15 protein-coding genes and 2 pseudogenes are annotated in these 17009 nt (G+C 55.7%); 6 read left to right on the top strand and 11 right to left on the bottom strand.

From position 1 onward, the window contains the following. Positions 1 to 13 precede the first annotated feature (13 nt). Complete coding sequence (locus PG5_RS26575; protein WP_371106621.1) at positions 14 to 1690, bottom strand: phosphoethanolamine transferase; 1677 nt, start codon at positions 1688 to 1690, stop codon at positions 14 to 16. A gap of 398 nt (positions 1691 to 2088) precedes the next feature. Here PG5_RS26575 and PG5_RS35040 point away from each other — a divergent pair. Further along, positions 2089 to 2254: pseudogene (locus PG5_RS35040) on the top strand (phenylacetate--CoA ligase); the annotation flags it as partial. A gap of 59 nt (positions 2255 to 2313) precedes the next feature. Here the strand turns inward: PG5_RS35040 and PG5_RS34320 are convergent. After that, entirely contained in the window at positions 2314 to 2481 is a 168-nt protein-coding gene (locus PG5_RS34320) for a hypothetical protein (protein ID WP_155943750.1), read from the bottom strand. Between the two features lie 152 nt (positions 2482 to 2633). On the opposite strand from PG5_RS34320, the pseudogene PG5_RS33885 reads away from it, so the two are divergent. Both PG5_RS33885 and PG5_RS26565 read left to right on the top strand, forming a co-directional pair. Continuing rightward, positions 2634 to 2750 (top strand): annotated as a pseudogene (locus PG5_RS33885) (VOC family protein); the annotation flags it as partial. Positions 2751 to 3007: 257 nt separating this feature from the next. After that, entirely contained in the window at positions 3008 to 3196 is a 189-nt protein-coding gene (locus PG5_RS26565) for a ribbon-helix-helix protein, CopG family (RefSeq protein WP_020800162.1), read from the top strand. Positions 3197 to 3215: 19 nt separating this feature from the next. Here PG5_RS26565 and PG5_RS26560 read toward each other — a convergent pair whose 3' ends face one another. Continuing rightward, on the bottom strand, positions 3216 to 4877 hold the full coding sequence (locus PG5_RS26560) for a SulP family inorganic anion transporter (protein ID WP_042955764.1): 1662 nt from the start codon (positions 4875 to 4877) through the stop codon (positions 3216 to 3218). A gap of 175 nt (positions 4878 to 5052) precedes the next feature. Between PG5_RS26560 and PG5_RS26555 the strand changes: the two genes are divergently transcribed. Next, the gene (locus PG5_RS26555) at positions 5053 to 5283 is read left to right on the top strand and encodes a hypothetical protein (protein ID WP_033039294.1); all 231 of its coding nucleotides are present in this window, start codon (positions 5053 to 5055) and stop codon (positions 5281 to 5283) included. A 520-nt stretch (positions 5284 to 5803) separates the two neighbouring features. Here PG5_RS26555 and PG5_RS34310 read toward each other — a convergent pair. The 3 genes from PG5_RS34310 to PG5_RS26545 all read right to left on the bottom strand — a co-directional run bounded on the left by PG5_RS34310 (position 5804) and on the right by PG5_RS26545 (position 9335). Next, positions 5804 to 6124, bottom strand: coding sequence for a DUF2513 domain-containing protein (locus PG5_RS34310; RefSeq protein ID WP_141195528.1), 321 nt, complete (start codon positions 6122 to 6124; stop codon positions 5804 to 5806). A 171-nt stretch (positions 6125 to 6295) separates the two neighbouring features. Then, positions 6296 to 7792, bottom strand: coding sequence for a DUF1254 domain-containing protein (locus tag PG5_RS26550; RefSeq protein ID WP_020800158.1), 1497 nt, complete (start codon positions 7790 to 7792; stop codon positions 6296 to 6298). A gap of 334 nt (positions 7793 to 8126) precedes the next feature. Continuing rightward, complete coding sequence (locus tag PG5_RS26545) at positions 8127 to 9335, bottom strand: MFS transporter (RefSeq protein ID WP_020800157.1); 1209 nt, start codon at positions 9333 to 9335, stop codon at positions 8127 to 8129. 424 nt (positions 9336 to 9759) lie between these two features. On the opposite strand from PG5_RS26545, the gene PG5_RS26540 reads away from it, so the two are divergent. Next, positions 9760 to 10209 carry a hypothetical protein gene (locus PG5_RS26540; RefSeq protein WP_042955763.1) on the top strand — a complete coding sequence of 150 codons (450 nt, stop codon included), beginning with the start codon at positions 9760 to 9762 and terminating at the stop codon, positions 10207 to 10209. Positions 10210 to 10356: 147 nt separating this feature from the next. Here PG5_RS26540 and PG5_RS26535 read toward each other — a convergent pair whose 3' ends face one another. Continuing rightward, positions 10357 to 11226 carry a LysR substrate-binding domain-containing protein gene (locus PG5_RS26535; protein ID WP_020800155.1) on the bottom strand — a complete coding sequence of 290 codons (870 nt, stop codon included), beginning with the start codon at positions 11224 to 11226 and terminating at the stop codon, positions 10357 to 10359. A gap of 155 nt (positions 11227 to 11381) precedes the next feature. Between PG5_RS26535 and PG5_RS26530 the strand changes: the two genes are divergently transcribed. Further along, positions 11382 to 12326: a DMT family transporter gene (locus PG5_RS26530; RefSeq protein ID WP_020800154.1), complete on the top strand. Its 945-nt coding sequence runs from the start codon at positions 11382 to 11384 to the stop codon at positions 12324 to 12326. Between the two features lie 83 nt (positions 12327 to 12409). Here PG5_RS26530 and phnX read toward each other — a convergent pair whose 3' ends face one another. The 4 genes from phnX to psrA form a co-directional block, all read right to left on the bottom strand. Beyond that, a complete protein-coding gene (gene phnX / locus PG5_RS26525; RefSeq protein WP_020800153.1) occupies positions 12410 to 13237 on the bottom strand; it encodes a phosphonoacetaldehyde hydrolase in 828 nt (275 codons plus the stop codon). A gap of 86 nt (positions 13238 to 13323) precedes the next feature. Then, positions 13324 to 14196, bottom strand: coding sequence for a LysR substrate-binding domain-containing protein (locus tag PG5_RS26520; protein ID WP_020800152.1), 873 nt, complete (start codon positions 14194 to 14196; stop codon positions 13324 to 13326). A gap of 54 nt (positions 14197 to 14250) precedes the next feature. Continuing rightward, positions 14251 to 15546, bottom strand: coding sequence for an MFS transporter (locus tag PG5_RS26515; RefSeq protein ID WP_033044693.1), 1296 nt, complete (start codon positions 15544 to 15546; stop codon positions 14251 to 14253). Positions 15547 to 15736: 190 nt separating this feature from the next. Continuing rightward, positions 15737 to 16828 carry an iron-containing alcohol dehydrogenase PsrA gene (gene psrA / locus PG5_RS26510; protein WP_020800150.1) on the bottom strand — a complete coding sequence of 364 codons (1092 nt, stop codon included), beginning with the start codon at positions 16826 to 16828 and terminating at the stop codon, positions 15737 to 15739. Between the last annotated feature and the right edge of the window lie 181 nt (positions 16829 to 17009).

Here is a 17009-nt window from a genome sequence, read left to right as displayed (position 1 = left end):
CAGCGAGGGCTATTTAATGGGTGTCAAAATCAAACGATGGAACATAGCCTGCGCCGAGCAGATGTGGACACTTCGACGACACAAAATCATCACTTAATAAATCATCCGGACTTTTATACCGACTCGTGAAAACCCCAGTGATATTTAAAAGAGTATGTGGCAAGGATGATATGCTGATTTTCTGACTCTCTCTTTCCCTCAGCTTTAAAAGCTTGAGCGATTGCTGGCTTGAAACATTATCGGACGCCCAGATAAATGCCGAAACCGGGAGGTCATATTTATTGCCAATTCCATGACCCAAGAGCCCTCGACTGTCATCCATCATGTTTTCACCATGATCCGATGAATAAAACAAGACAGATGGTTTTTTGCTTAACTTCAATTGATCAATAATTGCGCTTAATAGCCAGTCCGCATATAAAATACTGTTATCATATTCTGCGGTAATTTTGTCCTTGAAGCTGTTTGTTGACGGCTGGAATTTATCAAAATGTTCTGGGTATCGGCGTGAATACTCAAAATGACTACCCTTGACATGAATAAATATGGCTTTCTTTTCTGTATCGCTTTTTTTCAGTATTTTTTCATATTCTGAAATTAATGCTCCATCATAGCTTCTCTCGAAATATTGACGGTACTGTGCCTCTGCAGCTATTTGTGGAATTATTCCTCCAAAACTATCAACCTCCTGTACAGACAACCAATAGGTCATGTACCCGGCTGCGCGATATATACTCACCAATGATTTGGTTGATACAATGGATTCCCAATCCCATATAGGCTCAAGACTCAGCATTGAAGGAACCGCGAACGAGGTATATGGGGCTGTCGTGCAAATATTATTAAACTTGAAAATCCCCGCCTGCTTACCGAGATTTGGGGTTGTTTCCTTGTTATAACCGTAGAGGGACCAGTTGTGCGGCCGTGATGACTCACCGATCACAAAAACAATGGTTTCTATATTTGATTGATCCGACATGCTGGTTATTTTTACATCAGATTCTCGACGGCGCTTGATAAGTTTCTCCGTCCCCAAATACAAGTTTGCAGTAAGGGCCATTTGCGACAAATAACCTACTGGCGTGCTTTGATCTTTTGCAAGGAGATCCATGACTGCAGATTTCCCGAGAGAATTAAGTTTGACGGTTTTATAAAAATACGCCCCATACCCCACTAGCAAGGCGCTAACAACCAGAACAAAAATACCTTTGTTTTTATATAATTCGCGCTTATGCAGGCCTATTAATCCAGCCCCATAGCAAATAACAAAGATCACCAAAACGATACTGATGGACTGCCAATAGGTCGGTAAAAATTCGCTGGCTTCCTTATGGTTTGTCAAGCCAATAAACATATAGGCCGCTGTTAATTTCGAGTTGAAATTTAAAACCAAAAAGAGATCAACAGCTGCCAGCAAATAAAATGGCAGCAGAATGATGTGAACTTTGAATTGATTGGATGAAATAAATCTAATCGCCAAAAGCCACAACACCGACATGCCAAGGGTGTAAAAGACCAACAAATCAATTTTAGAGTATTGATAGTTTGTTAGCGTTCTAACAATCAACGGTGAAAGCAGATATGACCACAGTACTAAATTTGGCCATTCTGCTTTTAGTATTTTAGATGAGTAATCGATAATTTTGGCGGAGTTTTTCATTTGATAATTATTCTCGCAGGACACCCACATGCCTCCTCAGAGGGTAGCTCCAATTGGCGCGCTCGCTGTATCCTGTTAAAAATATTCTCTCCTTTGGCGACCAAACGTAGCGAGTCTCGGCTATTGCCAGCAAGCTTGTCGCGAAAAATCCAACTTGCAGAGCCCTCGAGGGCACGCTAACCCTCCAGGCGCCGCAAGGCTTGACACTGTTACCCCAGGCATTCTGGGGCAAATGAAGAAGCAGCCCGCGACCTACCTTGATGGCCGTTATACAATCAAGTTCGACGGCGTGCAGGGTTCGAACTGACGTTGCAATCTGTGCTTGCACAGCAATAGTGCCCAGGAAATCGGAGACAGCCCCTTATATAAATAATCAATCAGGCTTCTTATAAATTCGCTAATTTCGCTTGATTACATGAAAACGGCCACGTCAACACCAACTAAGTCGTTTGCGCTGGAGCCTCCGTCATGCCTTCGAAAACTTGCGCTTTATCGAAAGCGTTTCGCCGAAGCCGGTGCGCCCCCGACGACCTCGAATCCCTCGATGACCCGGCGAAATTTCCCTTTACGTGCAACAGCGATCTACGCGACAACTGTGCAGGAGCAACGTCTGGTCCCGCGCGCGCGCAACCGCATAGCCAACTGATCGGCAGTCAGTTACCCGCCCAGACCCTCGATGTACGCCTCTGCCGCTGTAACTGCAGCGCTTGCGCCTGCTTGATCGGTTGCGGACGCAGCGCCTGAATGCCACGCAAGACATCACGTACCCGCGACGCTTTGGTCGGGTCATCGAAGCCGCATTGCTGTTGCCACTGAGCCATAGCCGCCAGGTGCGTGCGCGGTGTTGCTGGACAATTGAGCGCCATAGGCCGCCAGGTAGCGCGCCGGCAGCACCCCCGCCCCACTCCGTTTCAAAGTGCTCGACCGCTTGCGCATGGCGCCGCTCGTACTGTCGCTGCGCGCCGCTGGCAGTGGCGGCGCCGACGAAGGTGCACCGGGTCCGCGAGGCTGGGCGCCTAACGCTTATGCGGCTTACGCGAGGGATCTGGACGGTAACAAGCTGGCCGCTTACTGCTTCAAGGCCGCGTAAGCCGCATTGGCGCTGCGCTTAAATAGGAACATGGTTACTTCGCGAGTTTGCCGGTGACCCTGTTCCACCTTTTGTGTAGCGGGCAGCCGGTTGAATCCACAGCCCGCGGGAGACGCTCATACCAGAGCGCCTTTTGAGCGGGCTTTCCAGTGTGTTAAGTCGAGGTACCGAACAACCCACCGCCGCAACAGTGACAGCACCGGACAAGGCAATTACAATTTGATTAACATCCAGCGACTTGAGCGATTGAATACCCCATGGAAAGCAAGACTGCGCGCCTCACCGTGCTCATTGATCCCGTCAAGAAAAAAGCTTTCGAGGACCTCTGTGCAGCACAAGACCTGACGTCTTCGCAGGTGGTCCGCCAACTGATTCGTGACTACCTGGACACTCACGGCGCCAGCTATTCGACCAAGAGCAAGCATGCCACCAGCACCAAGTCATAACTACGACGGACAGTAGTCTCTAGAGAGTCGGCGTACCCTCTACATGACTGACAGCTTCAGCCAACGCAGTGTTGAAGTCGGCGTGGTAATGCTCCAGACCAATTTCTTGCAGGATACCCACCCTATCGAGCTTGTTGAGCACCTTCGTGTTCGCTTCGCAGAGCTTCACCACGATATGCCGCTTGTGCAGCTGCTGAATAACCTCCTCCAACACTTGCAAGCCCGTGATATCCATAAACGGTACGCGCTTCAGACGGATAATCAGCAGGTTTGGGTCAGTGTGGGTCTGAGCTATCACACGCTCGAAGGTCTCGGCCGCAGCAAAAAACAATGGCCCTTCAATCGTATAAATCAAAAGCCCTGGCGGTAGGCGAGTATGGCCATTGGTCCTCAGCTCTTCTTCAAGCTCGTGCTCCACGACCTGTTGCACTTCCACCGATGAGGCCATGCGGCGCATGAAGTGCAGCATCGCAAGAATGACGCCGATATTCACGGCGATCACCAAGTCACTGAACACCGTGAGGCTGAAAGTGATGAGCAGGATGGATACGTCTGCGCGTGGGGCTCGTTGGACCATGCGTTTGAAGTGCTTCAACTCGCTCATGTTGTATGCGACCACGAATAGAATGGCAGCCAGGGCGCACAGTGGGATGTTTGAGGCTAGAGGTGCCAGGAACAGAACAATAAGCACCAAGGTGACCGCATGCGTAATGCCGGCCAGCGGGCTCGTGCCGCCGTTACGGATATTGGTTGCAGTACGGGCAATGGCCCCGGTAGCTGCAAAGCCGCCAAACAATGGTGTGACCAGGTTGGCGACCCCCTGACCGATCAGCTCCTGATTGGAATCGTGCTTGGTGCCCGCCATGCCATCGGCCACCATCGCGGACAGCAGCGATTCGATTGCTCCAAGCATGGCGATAGTGAACGCCGGACCAATCAAATCGATGACGCGGGACGGCGTGATTTCAGGCAGGCTCAACGCTGGCAAGCCTTGAGGTATACCACCGAATGCACTGCCAATCGTGGCTACCCCCTCGAAATGAAAGGTTGACTGTATTGCTGTAGCGACCGCCATTGCGACCAGCGGCCCAGGCACCCGTTTGAGACCGGGAATTCTGGACGCGGTGATGACCAGGAAAAGGCTAAGTAGCGCCAGCAGGGTGGTGACCATGTGAAGATCCGGCAGGGCCTGTAGCAGATGCCAGAGCTTTTCATGGAAATGCTCTCCACTGATCGTCGGTAATCCGAAAAAGTCTTTCCACTGCCCGACCCAGATGATCACACCGATGCCCGCGGTGAATCCGACAATCACCGGGTCGGGGATAAACTTGATGATCGCACCGAGCCGTGCCATCCCCAGCAATAACAAGATGGCCCCCGCCATCATCGTGGCGATTTGCAGTCCGTCAACGCCATGCTTGGCCGTGACCCCCGCCAGAATCACGATGAACGCACCTGTAGGTCCGGCAATCTGCAAGCGGCTTCCCCCAAAGAGTGAAACCAGCAGACCACCGATGATTGCGGTGTAAATGCCTTGCTCAGGTTTGACGCCAGATGCAATGGCAAACGCCATTGCCAGAGGGAGCGCCACGACCCCGACGATCACGCCAGACACCATATTGCGAAGCCAGTGCCCTCGCCCCAACAACCCCGCCTTCCATGCCTCACCTATCGCAATCATGGCTAGCCCCTCAGTGGATGCATGTGCATAATATTAACATACAGTGATAATTCAAATGCCCTAGGTCCACTGCTTCGAGCGGCTGGAGATGTTTATAGTGAAAGCTCAGATGGAGCTGGGCGGGCATGCACTGCAAATAGAGAATTTTGAGAGCGCGCGTAGCGTGGTGACAGACATGAATCGTAAAACTGTGCAAACCAAACATGCCGAAGGCGTGACCTTCGACACCCATGTGATCGCAAACCCGACCAACCCCAAGGAGTGGATAGTGTTCTTCAAGAAGGACGCTGGCAGGAGTTATTTCTTGGTTGATGACAACGAGGAGGTCGAGTCTTTTGGGCATCTGGATGACTTGATCGCCGAGCTTCGAGACCTGGGCCTCAAGACCGCTGAAATCCACTTTTAACCCTTGGATCACGCCTTGGAGACATAATCATGTCAGTGATAGTTGACTGGGCACAGGCAGGTCGAACTAGACCCTGCATGGCTATTTGATACCGCGCTTGGCGGGTGGCCAATGACCGACGCCGCAGACTGGCTCAACGAAGCCGACAAGGCGCTGTATGCGGCCAAGAACAGTGGGCGCGATAAGGTCCATTTCACCTTGGGCGACATCGTCAACGCACCTTGAATCACAGTGGATTCGCTAGCCCCGTTGTAAACCAATTTTTACAGCAACTAGATGGTTTCATCGTGGGCTATGCCCAGGGTGCAACCCAGATCATTTTTCGCAGGGGTAGCCAGCATGGAAGGCGAGCATCGTTAAAAAGCTACTGTCGATGGCGCGTGTGCCTGGATACGACTTCAGTAAGTCAACCACATTTCGTACTCGTTGGCCTATCTTGATATCCCACACTGGGAAGCAAAGTCACATGTGGTCCTGACGAGATACGCTTAAGCTTTTCATCTGAATGATAACGGGGTCTTTAAGTGACAAGCCGCGTGACTAAGCAACCAGCCGTTCTTCTGTCATCGAGATAATCGTGTCCAGCCCACGTCAAACGATAAAAAATATTGTCCGGAGTATCGTAGTGTTCTGAGTATTTCTTCACGAATCCAGCATCTTCGAGGATCTCCATCTGATACTCCAAGCTTCTTTGGAAATCTCCAAGATGCTCACTATCATCAGAGATGCCATAGTCGTGTTCAAGCTGATGCGTAATTTCCGAATATGAAGACCCAACGGATATCAGGCTGGATTCAATGCACGACAAAACTCCAAAAATCAGCGTGTTGTCTCGTTTCACATTGCACCCCACAGAAATTAACTACTTTGGTTCGATTCTATTCTTATCGAATTGCTTATAGAAACAAAAAATCCGGCTTGGCTCCTGAGTCTTAAGACCTGCGACGACCAACCCACTGTTGAAAAAAAATCGCCTCTGCGAACGGGATTTCTCCCGCTCGCTGGCGATCTGTCAGCTGGAGGTATCGACTGCACGCTTTTCGATTGCCGGGGGTGTCCAGAGGCCCTTCGTAATTGCATCATCCGGCCAATAAGCTCGCAGGAAGAGGGAGAAGTCCGCCCCTTTCGGTGCCGGTAGCCAATTACTTTCCTTGTCCGCGCCTGGCGACTCGGCCTGTACATAGAATGTCAGCGAGCCGTCAGCATTGGTCTTCAGATCCTGGTTTTTCGTGCCGAGCGAGTAACGGTTGAGCGGGTTGGGCACAAAAAAGTGCGCAGAGTCATACGCAGTGAGCGACCAGAAGCCCTTCACTGGCGGCAATTGTCCTTTCGCGAAGGTGACCGTGTAAGCAGTCGCACCATTGAGACGCATGCCGGCTGCATCGAGGTCTTGATAGAAGTACCGTGTCTCGTTGGGTGCATTCACCAGGATGTTCGACTTCGCCACGGCGGTGCGTGTGAAATAGTCGGTGCCAAAGTGTGCCCCATTGGTGATGGTGGACCAGTGATGGGGTAGCTCAATGCCCCAGTTGCGGAACTGTAGCAATGGGTCGATCAGTTCCCGATCGGCTTTTTCCGCCTCGTCGATCATCGCCTGCTTCAATTCCGGATTTTTCTGCGCAGCGGCGATCACGGCCAATACTTGCGCATAACGCGCCGCCTCTCCAGCCACCGCCGGTGCCAGGTCCAATACGGCCGGCAACTGATCGAAAAAGACGTCGGGACGCACCCAGCGGGTTTCGCCCCTGGCGTCATCGCGCTTCGGGAAGACCGGCAGCTTTCGCCAGTCCTGGCGTTTCATAGTGCCGTCGTATTCGGCGACTGGATAGACGTTGATGCCTTGGATGACCTCTTGCACCGCTTGCCTGTCCTGCGGCGTGTCATCTTGAAAAACGCGTGGGCCGACGAAGGCGGCATTGGATTGAGTCCGGATCACTCGGGTAATGCCCTTGGGCACCGTACCCTGCCAGTTCGGCCCCACGACCAGATAAAAACCGGGTTTGGTTCCGTACATTACGCCCAGGCCATTGATGCTTTCAGTGCGTAGATCGGAGAGTTGAATGACCCAGAATCGTTTGCCGAAGTCAGGTATCTGGATGACCACCGGGCTGTCATTGAGCGCCAGGTAACCAGCGCCGTAAACGACGTCCTGGTTGGGACAGGCGATGGAGCGCTGATCCGGCTTGATGTAATCGCTGAGCATGGTCAGGCGATTGTGGGGTGCGATTGGCAGCGTGCCGCCAATGAGCCCTTGCTCGGGAGCTTTGGCGTAAGCCAGGCGCCGATTGTACATGTTGACCATTGGCCAGGCCCAGAACCAGGCATCACGCGCCACCAGGCGAGCGTATGCTTCGGTAATACGGGTATTTTCGGCTGGCCCTGAAGGCAGTACCAGCGCTTGCGAGGGCACGGCTTCTGCCTGGGCGAGCACAACGGGTGCGGCGGTGCCGAGCAGCGCAGCCATTGCGATCGGCAGTATCTGTCCCAGTGCCCTGGAGGTTCCTGACATCTCTCTCTCCTTCGATTATCCAAGCGATCATCGATCGTCTTGTTGCGAATCAGGCTGCGCAATGCACCGACCTCACTCGATTACAACCGCTCAACGAAACGCAAGCCGGGTCGGTCTGTTGCATCACGGGTGCCTTTACCCGCTGTCGATGAGCAAACACTGTGCTCCCTGCTCCCTGGTTTCTCCCCCCCCAATTGGAGAGGGTCGTCGATTTCGAAGCAAAGGAAACCCGCTGCGGCCTCGGCTCTTTCGAAGTCATCCGACAAGAAAGACAAGGCAGGCAAGCCGGCGAAAAAGAAACAGTGACATCCGCTATCCGCCAGGGCGTTACGCCCTAGCTTGCTCGACCCCTGCTGCGTTCAACAGCAATCAGCAAGAACAGGGCTGTCGCGGCCAACAATGCCCCCGCGAGGAACGTATTGACTGAGCCCATGCCTTGCCATATCGCACCCGCCAGAACGCTGGCGATCAGCATGCATACACCACTGACCAGATTGAAAATACCGAAGGCGGTTCCCTTCAGGTCCATGGGCGCGGTATCCGCTACCAGCGAGGCAAGAATGCCCTGGCTGAATCCCATATGAAGCCCCCACAACGCGACACCCAGCATCATCGTGATGATCGAACCGGATCCAGCGATCACCAGATCCGCCAGGATGAGTAATCCCATGCCCATGCACAGCAGCTTCGTACGGCTGATGCGATCAGACAGCCAGCCGGCGGGATAAGCGGACAACGCATAAAAAATGGCCATGACTACCATCACCAGCGGAACCCAGGCGACCGACAGGCCTGTCTGCTGCGCCCGTAAAACCAGGAACGCCTCGCTGAAACGGGCAAGTGTAAAGACGCCGCCAATAACGACGACCCACCAATAGCCACGGGAGAAGCCGGGAAGGACTCGCCAATGAATGGGAGATCGGAACGTTCGCTCCCTGGAGACAGGCGTGGGCTCCTTGACCCCCACGAAGATGAGCGCCACCGCCACTATTGCCGGGATCACTGCAAACCACAGCACAAGCTGGATATCGGCAAGCCATAACATCAGCACGATGGCCATGGCAGGGCCAAGAACAGCGCCTACGGTGTCCATCGACTGGCGCAGCCCATAACAGGCACCACGGATTGACGGCGGCGACACATCTGCAACCAGGGCATCTCGCGGTGCACCCCGGATGCCTTTGCCGATTCGATCCAGAAAGCGTGCGGTGAAGACCACTTCCACCGAGTGTGCCAGGGGAAAAAGGGGCTTGCTCAGAGCCGCTACGCCATACCCAAGCAGTAACAATCCTTTGCGCCGCCCCATGAAGTCGCTGATCGCCCCGGAGAACACCTTGATGAGCATCGCGGTCGACTCGGCAACCCCCTCGATTACCCCGACGGTCAATGCACTGGCCCCCAATGTAGTGACCATGAACACGGGCAGCAGACTGTGTACCATCTCGGACGAAAGATCCATGAACAGGCTGACAAAGCCTAACGCCCAGATCGTGCGGGGAATGCCAGAACGCTCAGCGCCGGTACGCGGACTTTCGCTACTCATTTTTTCATCCTGTACTCATGGGTACGAAGGAAAGACTGAGAACGACAGTGTGCCACCGTATGCCGTGCAAGGCTGGGCTCCTTTCGAGGTTCATGGCTTGAGCACCGCTTGCGGGCCGTTGCCGTCGCCAGTGCGTAAGGTTGGCAGAGCGGCGCAATTCACGTAGCGCACACCGTCCCAACTTGGCATCAACAACTACCTGGGCCCGGAACTGTTAGTCACCAACTGAGTTTTACCTGCGAGCTGATGGAGTGATATCGACGGCAATCCGTTGACGAGCAACATACCGCGGGCGTTTATCAGGAAATCCGTGGGTGGGATTCAAGGACCCATAAGAAAAAGTTGCTCCTGAATGCAATGCGACGTTATTGAGCTATACCCAATAGTCCCACCACCGCACTTCTTCCATTGTTGGAGGTTGGCAATGAAACCCTCTCTCCCCCTGTCCGCACTGTTGATCACGGCAACGCTCTTGGGCTGTTCCAGTTCATCACACCCGTCAATGAATCTGCCCTTGGCAGCGACCCACCGCAACCCTGGTCATACGGCCACGACCACATTGACTGGCGAAGGCAATCAAACCAACTTTGATTTCTACGTCACCGGCGTTCCAAACGGAACCATCTTGCCGCCGCGCCTCTACACTTTCATCAACAAGGGCAGTTGCCAGCAACCCGGGCCAGCCGCGTTCGCCATGAACGATAAGGTCAACACTGAACCCAACGCTGGCACCGGTGGCTGGACCTTTTACAGGAGCGCGCCGATAGCCCTGCCAGACCTGCTCTCCGGCAAGTACTCGGTTGTCGTGCGTACATCACCCGAAGATGGCAGCGCCGATATTTTCTGCGGCGATATTGCACACGCGACTCGATGAACCACCCGTAGTCATTTTCAGTCGGCACACGTCGGATGTGGCGATTTTGTCCAGCGTGTCCACGTGGGTGTTTAACTTGCGCACCCCATCTCGATATTCCTTCGTGCGCTGAAAAAATTCTTCAAGGTGCCTTGAGCCGTACCTTGCTCAGTCGCCCAGCGAGCCAAGGAGCCACTGGCGAAAAATCTCGGCAGAGGCAGAGCGCTTGCGATGCTTGAGCGACACCAGGAATTCGCCATTGCCGGTCACACATTCGAACGGCGTAACCCGCTGCAATTCGCCCTTGGCCAGCGCCTCATCCGCCATGAACGTCCATGCAAGGCCAATACCCATGCCTTGCTGGACGGCACGATAGGCCAATGTCAGCTGGTTGAAGACCGGGGCTTTGTCCCGCGCCACGTAGTCGATGCCAAAGTGGCCGAACCACTGGCGCCAGTCCAGGCATTGCCAGGCGCAGGTGTCGATCTGCACCAGGTTGGCTTGCGCCAAGTGTTCCAGCGTCTTGATTCCCGAGACATCCAGTGAAGGATGCGCCACGGCATAGACGATTTCCGGTAGCAGGAAATCGCTGTCCAGCGAGGGCCATTGGCCAGAACCGTAGAGAATGCCCACGTCGAAATCATTGAGGCTGGCCTCGTCGAACTCGTTGATCGCGTGCACGTGCACGGCGATGTCGGGGTACGCCTTGTTGAATTCGATCAACTTGGGAAACAACCAGAACTGGGCCAGGGCATGGGTCGCCAGCACCGAGACGGCGTTGGACTGATGGACATTGCGAATACGCGTGACGCTCTGGTACATCGTGGCGAGCAGCATGTTGACCGTCATCAGAAGCTCCTCGCCTGCGCCGGTCAACGCGACACCCCGTGGCTTGCGCTCGAACAGCGCCACGCCCATGCCGTCCTCGAGCTGGCGCATCTGTTTGCTCACGGCGCTCTGGGTCAGGAACAGTTCGCCAGCGGCACCGGTGAAGCTTTTGTGCCGTCCCACGGCCTCGAATGTGATCAGGGTCTCCAAGGGGGGCAAGGTACGCAAATAACGGTTGATGAGGATTCTCCTGGCTGACGACTGCGACCCGACATTCCCCTGCGGAATGGGTGGCCGAATATTTATCGCAGGTGGCGCTTATATACCATGGCTAGAATGCCGCTAAACAGCCTGTCAGAGCCGAGATGATGAACAGTGGGATCGTATTTGCGATATTGGCAGGCGCCATCTGGGGTGGGGTGATTATCGGCCCTTCGTTGCTGCCCGAATTCAATGCCGTGCTGATCAGCAGTGTGCGGTTTTCCCTCTATGGGCTGATCTCGCTTCTGCTGGCTTTGCCAATTGCATCAAGCCTGCTCGCCCGATTGACGCGCAACGATGTGTTTATGCTGTTGCGTTTGTCATTGACTGGCAACGTCCTGAACTACGCCCTGTTGGGTGCTTCCGTACAACTGAGCGGGGTGACGGCGGCCGCCCTGATTAATGGCATGATGCCGGTTGCCATTACCTTCCTGGGGCGTGGTGATCCAGGGTCCCTGCCCCTGTCTAAGCTCAAGCTGCCTTTGTTGCTGGTATTCCTGGGCATCGTATCGGTGAGCCTGGAACACTCAGGCGCGCCGGCGGCGAGTACTTCGCTGTCTTCCCGTTTACTCGGCCTGGCCTGTGGCTTCAGCGCTGTCGTCTGCTGGTCGTGGTACGCCACCCACAATGCCCGCTATCTCAAGCACAGCCATTTCAACAGCAGCGAATGGTCGACGCTGGTGGGCATCGTGACGGGTATCGTGGCGGTCGTGTTCGGCATCGCCGCCTTGATGTTATTCCCGAACCTGGTCCCCGCTCAGGTTGAAAGCAGTCGCTGGATGGCTTTGCTGTGGGTCTGCCTGTTCCTGGCACTGTGTGGTTCGTGGCTTGCCAATGGGCTATGGAATGCCTGCTCGCGTCGAATGGCCACGTCGCTGAGCGGCCAGATGATCGTGTTCGAAACGCTGTTTGCCTGTGTCTACGGTTTTCTGTTCAGCCAGCGGGTGCCTGGCCTGATGGAAGTGATCTCGATCGTGTTGCTGGTGGGGGGTGTGGTCTGGGCGGCGAAGCGTCACCGCGTGGTCCCGGTGAAACATGCCGAGCCGTAGCCGCTGCTGGCGAATCCCACAGACGCTACCCGCCTGCCCTGTTGCGCCAAAACAGGCCGGTAGCGATAACACTCAAAAAACCATCAGCAGCATTGAGGTACCTCGCCGCGCGCAAGGCGAGCGTTGATGTCTTCAATGACCGCCGGCAAATCGACGATGGTGTCGATCAGGTAGTGCGGGCGCGAACCTTCGAACATCCGGGTAATGCGTGATCGCGCTTCGCTCAGTTCGTCGGCTGACAGGTTTTTGTATTGGTCATAGGTCAGGCCCAATGCATTGCCGGAGCAGGTCAGCGCCACCGTCCACATTCCCGCGCTGCGACCTTCGAGAATGCCCGGCCAGGTGTCGTCGACCTTCACGCAGGCGGCGACGTCGCTGATGCCAAGGGCAATGACGTTGGCCAGGGCTTGCGCCGGGTGCGGGCGTCCGTTGGGCACTTCGTCGGTGGCCACCACGTGGTCGGTGACATAGCCGTTCTGGCGCGCCAGCTCCACGACTTTTTCCATGACCACGGCCGGGTAGCCGGAGCAGGAGCCGATTTTCAGGCCCTTGTCGCGCAGGCCGTTGATGGTCTCGAGTGCACCGGGAATCAACGCCGAATGCAGGGCGATTTTCTCGATCTGCAGCGGCATGAAACGCTCGTAGAGGGCGGTGACATCATCGTCGGTTGGCAACCGGCCGAACACGGCGTGGTAGCGCGCGGCGATCTGCGGCTCGTTGCACAGCGTGCGGATGTGGTCCCACTTGCCCATGCCCATCGGCCCGCGGGCTTCTTGCAGGGACACCGCGACGCCAAACTCGGCAAAGGCCTCGACGAAAATCTGCGTCGGTGCGAAGGAACCGAAATCCACGACGGTGCCCGCCCAGTCCAGGACCACGGCTTGCAATTGGGAAGGTTGTTGATAATGCATGGTGAGTCTCCATTTTTGGCTAAGGGATGCCCGTCCCCCCTGTCGCCAGGAGGTAAGGTTATTGAGGCTTGATACCGATCAGGCGATCAGGTGGCCGGGATCGGACTGGAATCGAACAGCTCGGCGATCATCGGCCGGTTTCTGCGAATACCCAGGCAACACAGGTGGTAATCAATGAAAAACGGATGATCGACAAAGGTGATTGGCTTTGTTCCCGGCGTTTCGGCGTATTCGACAGCCGATACGAACCCGATGCCGATTCCCTTGGCGATGGCGTGAACGATGGCTTCGCGGCTGTTCAATTGCATGACGCAGTTCAGGTCGACATCAAGGCGATCGCAACTCTCCTCCACCAGTTGGCGAGTGCGGGAGCTTTTTTCCCGAAGGACCCACTTCTCGTCGCTGATCTGTTCAACGTGCACCGCCTTCTGCGCAGCCCAGGGGTGATCGTCGCGCACGACGGCAATGATTGGATAACGCCGATAAAGCTGCGTATCAAAACGCTGGTCGAATTCGGACAGCGCCAGGATGGCCACGTCGATGTCGAAATTGAACAGGCGGTCCAGGGTCTCTTTTTCCGGCGAGAATGATGTTTCCAACTCAATGTCCGGATGCCGCTGCATCAACTCGTACGTCAGGTTCATTGCAATGGGCGGCGAGACGGCACCCAGGCGCAACATCCCGGTTTTACGTTGCTTGAAACTCTGTAGAAGTTGCACGGCTTCGTCCTCTTGGCCAAAGAGACCCTGGGTGATGGCATACAGCTTGTGTCCCGCGGAGCTCATCTCGACGATGCGCCCGCGTCGATGAAAGAGCTCCACGGAAAACTTCTTTTCCAGCGCCGTGACCTGCTCACTGACTGTCGGTTGCCCAACGCTCAGGTACTCGGCGGCCAGGGTGAAACTGCCGGTCTTGGCCACCGCATGAAAGGAACGCAGCCACTTGTGGTACTGGTACATGAAAAGATCCTGTTCCTGAGCCGCAGCCCTGATTCACACCGGTGTAAACAGCAATCAACGCCTGATGAACAAGGCGACCGCTGCGCTGCACAGGCAGGCAGACGTGACCACGATGAAGATCAACGACGTGTTGCCGGTACTGTCGAGCATACTGCCGATCAGCGGTTCCGCCAGGCCTGCGAAAAGGTAGGAGGAGAAATTCATGATGCCGGTCGCGGTGCCCGCGCGCTTGGCGCCGACCAGGTCCGGGCACAGTGCCCAGAAACTCGACGCCGGACCATAGACAAAGAACCCGCAGAGAAACAACGCCACGAGGCCGACGGCACTGTGAGGCGCAAGGCTCCACATCCACAGGCTGGTGCCTGCGCCGAGGAACATGTAGAGCATGATCGCCAGGTAGCGTTTTGAACCGAACAGTTTGTCCGAGATCCAGCCATTGCTGAGCGCACCGATGGCCATGCCCACCGGCAGGGCAACTGTGATCCACTTGGGATCGATCAGGCTGTCGCCGCTTTTCCAGTCGGCGCCCAGAAAATGCACCGGCACCCAGACGATAAGACCGTAGCGAGCGGCATTCTGGAACCCCAGGGAGATTGCAGCGATGATCAAGCGGTAGTTTTTCAGCACGGCTTTGTAGCGCTGCGCCGAGGTTTCGAGTTCGCCGTGGGCGACTTCGTGATTCTTGTCATCGGCATTGGCCACACCGGTATCGGCGAGCGGCTCGAAGCCCATGTCCTGCGGTCGCTCGCGCGCCACCAGGTAAAACACGATGCCCCCTGCCAGCATCAGCAAAACCGGCAGGCGGAAGATCCAGCGCCACTCCAGTTGCAGCACTTCAAGCACAACGATTGAGGTCACGTAGGACAGGACAGAGGCACAACCGGCAGCGAACACGTAAAAACCATAGACTTTGCCCCGCTCGCCGGTACTCCACCAATTGGAGATCAGCCGACTGCCTGGCGCCCAGCCTAATGCCTGAAAGTATCCATTGATGCCCCAGGGTAAAATGAGCGCGACGAAGCTACCGGCGAAGCTGGTGATCCAATTGGCTGCACACGACAACACGGCACCGGCCGTCATGATGCGGCGCCCACCGAACTTGTCGGCAAGATTGCCATTGATTGCCTGGCCGATGGCATACGCCCACAACATGGCAGCCGATGCCCAGCCAAGATGTTCCTTGGTAAAACCGAACTCTGCCTGGATGCCCGGGATGGCGAAACCGAACGTTTGTCGACCGGTGTAGAAAAACAGGTAGCAGAACATCGCCGCCAACAGCATGCGCCATTGCGCGACCCGGAACGAGGACGTGGAGACTGCCAGACTCGGTAAAGCTTGGGCACGATTCATGATCTTTTCCTTATTATTGTTCGTACCCTCCAGGCGAATCGGAGGGCGCACCTTTGTAGGAGCGAGCATGCTCGCGATGAACCTGAGAGCGCCGCGGGCTGACAGGTGCCCCGCGTTATCGTTAACGACCATCGTCGGAACGCCGCCCGGAGCATGCTCGCTCCTACAGGGGGGGAGCTGGGGGCACGTGTCAGGCGGCGTGTGCGCCGATGAAGTTCTTGCCTCGTGCGCCCTGCAGTGCGAACTCGATCATCTCCCGGGCTTCCTCTTGCGTAACGCCGTAGTCGGCAAACTCGGTCTTTACATCGAGGCTGTGGAGGAAATTGCGCAGCTGTGCCTGCGCTTCGTCGAGGTCTTTGCCGAACACCCGTTTCAAGACCCTGTCGCGCGCTTCGTCACGTCCCCAAGCAAGGCCCAGGACCAGGGGCAAGGTGAAGGAGCAGGCGATGCCATGGGGCAGGCCGTGGCGCAGCGTCATTTCGTAGGAAATCGAGTGGGCCAACGCCGTCTTGGTATTGGAAAAGGCCAGCCCGGCCTTGAGCGCGGCCAGTGCCATGCGTGAACGCAGTTCCTTGCTGCCCAGGTCATGCCGCAACAGCGGCAGGCACTCAAGAATGTCTTCGATCGCGGAGATCGCGAAGGTGTCCGAAACCGGATTGGCGTTGATGTTCCAGATGGACTCCAGCGCATGAGACAACGCGTCCAGACCGGTTGAAACCGTGACACCCGCTGGAACAGTGAGCATCAGACCGGGATCGACGATCGCCACTTTGGGCCAGGTGCAATCCAGGTGCAGCGAGTATTTTTTCTGTCCTTCGGTATCCCAGATTGTCGCCCATGGGGTGACCTCACTGCCGGTGCCTGCCGTGGTGGGAACCGCAATCAGCGCTTTGCTGTGGGCTGGAACAAAGGGCCTGCCCGTTGCCAACAAGGCGACCAGTTCATCGAAGCGACCCGACTGCGTCCCCACGATCAATGCCTTGGCCGTATCGATGGCGCTGCCTCCGCCAACGGCGATGACTGTCTGACAATCGCCCGCTTCCTGCCAGAAGCGCTCATAGGTGCCACGCAATTGAGCGACATCGGGATTGGGCTGGACATCTTCGACGATGTATATCAGCCGCTCGCCGAGCAAATCCTGAATGCGATCGACCAGTCCCAACCCACGCGCTTCGGGAAAGATCACCAGGGCAACTTTTTGGTTTTCGGTGATCGAGGCAAGTTCTACAAGGCTGTTGTAGCCCAGACGAGTGTCAACAGGATTATGGAATCGGGCGATCATGGCGGTCCTCTACTTGTTGTTGTAAGACGTGGCGCCATACTCACGGCCCGAGGTTAACCGCACAAATCGATAATTCGCAGGTGTGCATAGGCTCAGCCGATACCAGCCGATCAACGTTGGCAGCGGGTACCTGACGCGCTCATGAACTGATGAAAATCCCTCCCCCTCAGAAAAGTTGTAC

This window comes from Pseudomonas sp. G5(2012) (assembly GCF_000408945.1).
Lineage (GTDB): Bacteria > Pseudomonadota > Gammaproteobacteria > Pseudomonadales > Pseudomonadaceae > Aquipseudomonas > Aquipseudomonas umsongensis.
Note: the sequence above shows the minus strand (reverse complement) of the source record. Positions and strands in the feature narration are given on the sequence as shown.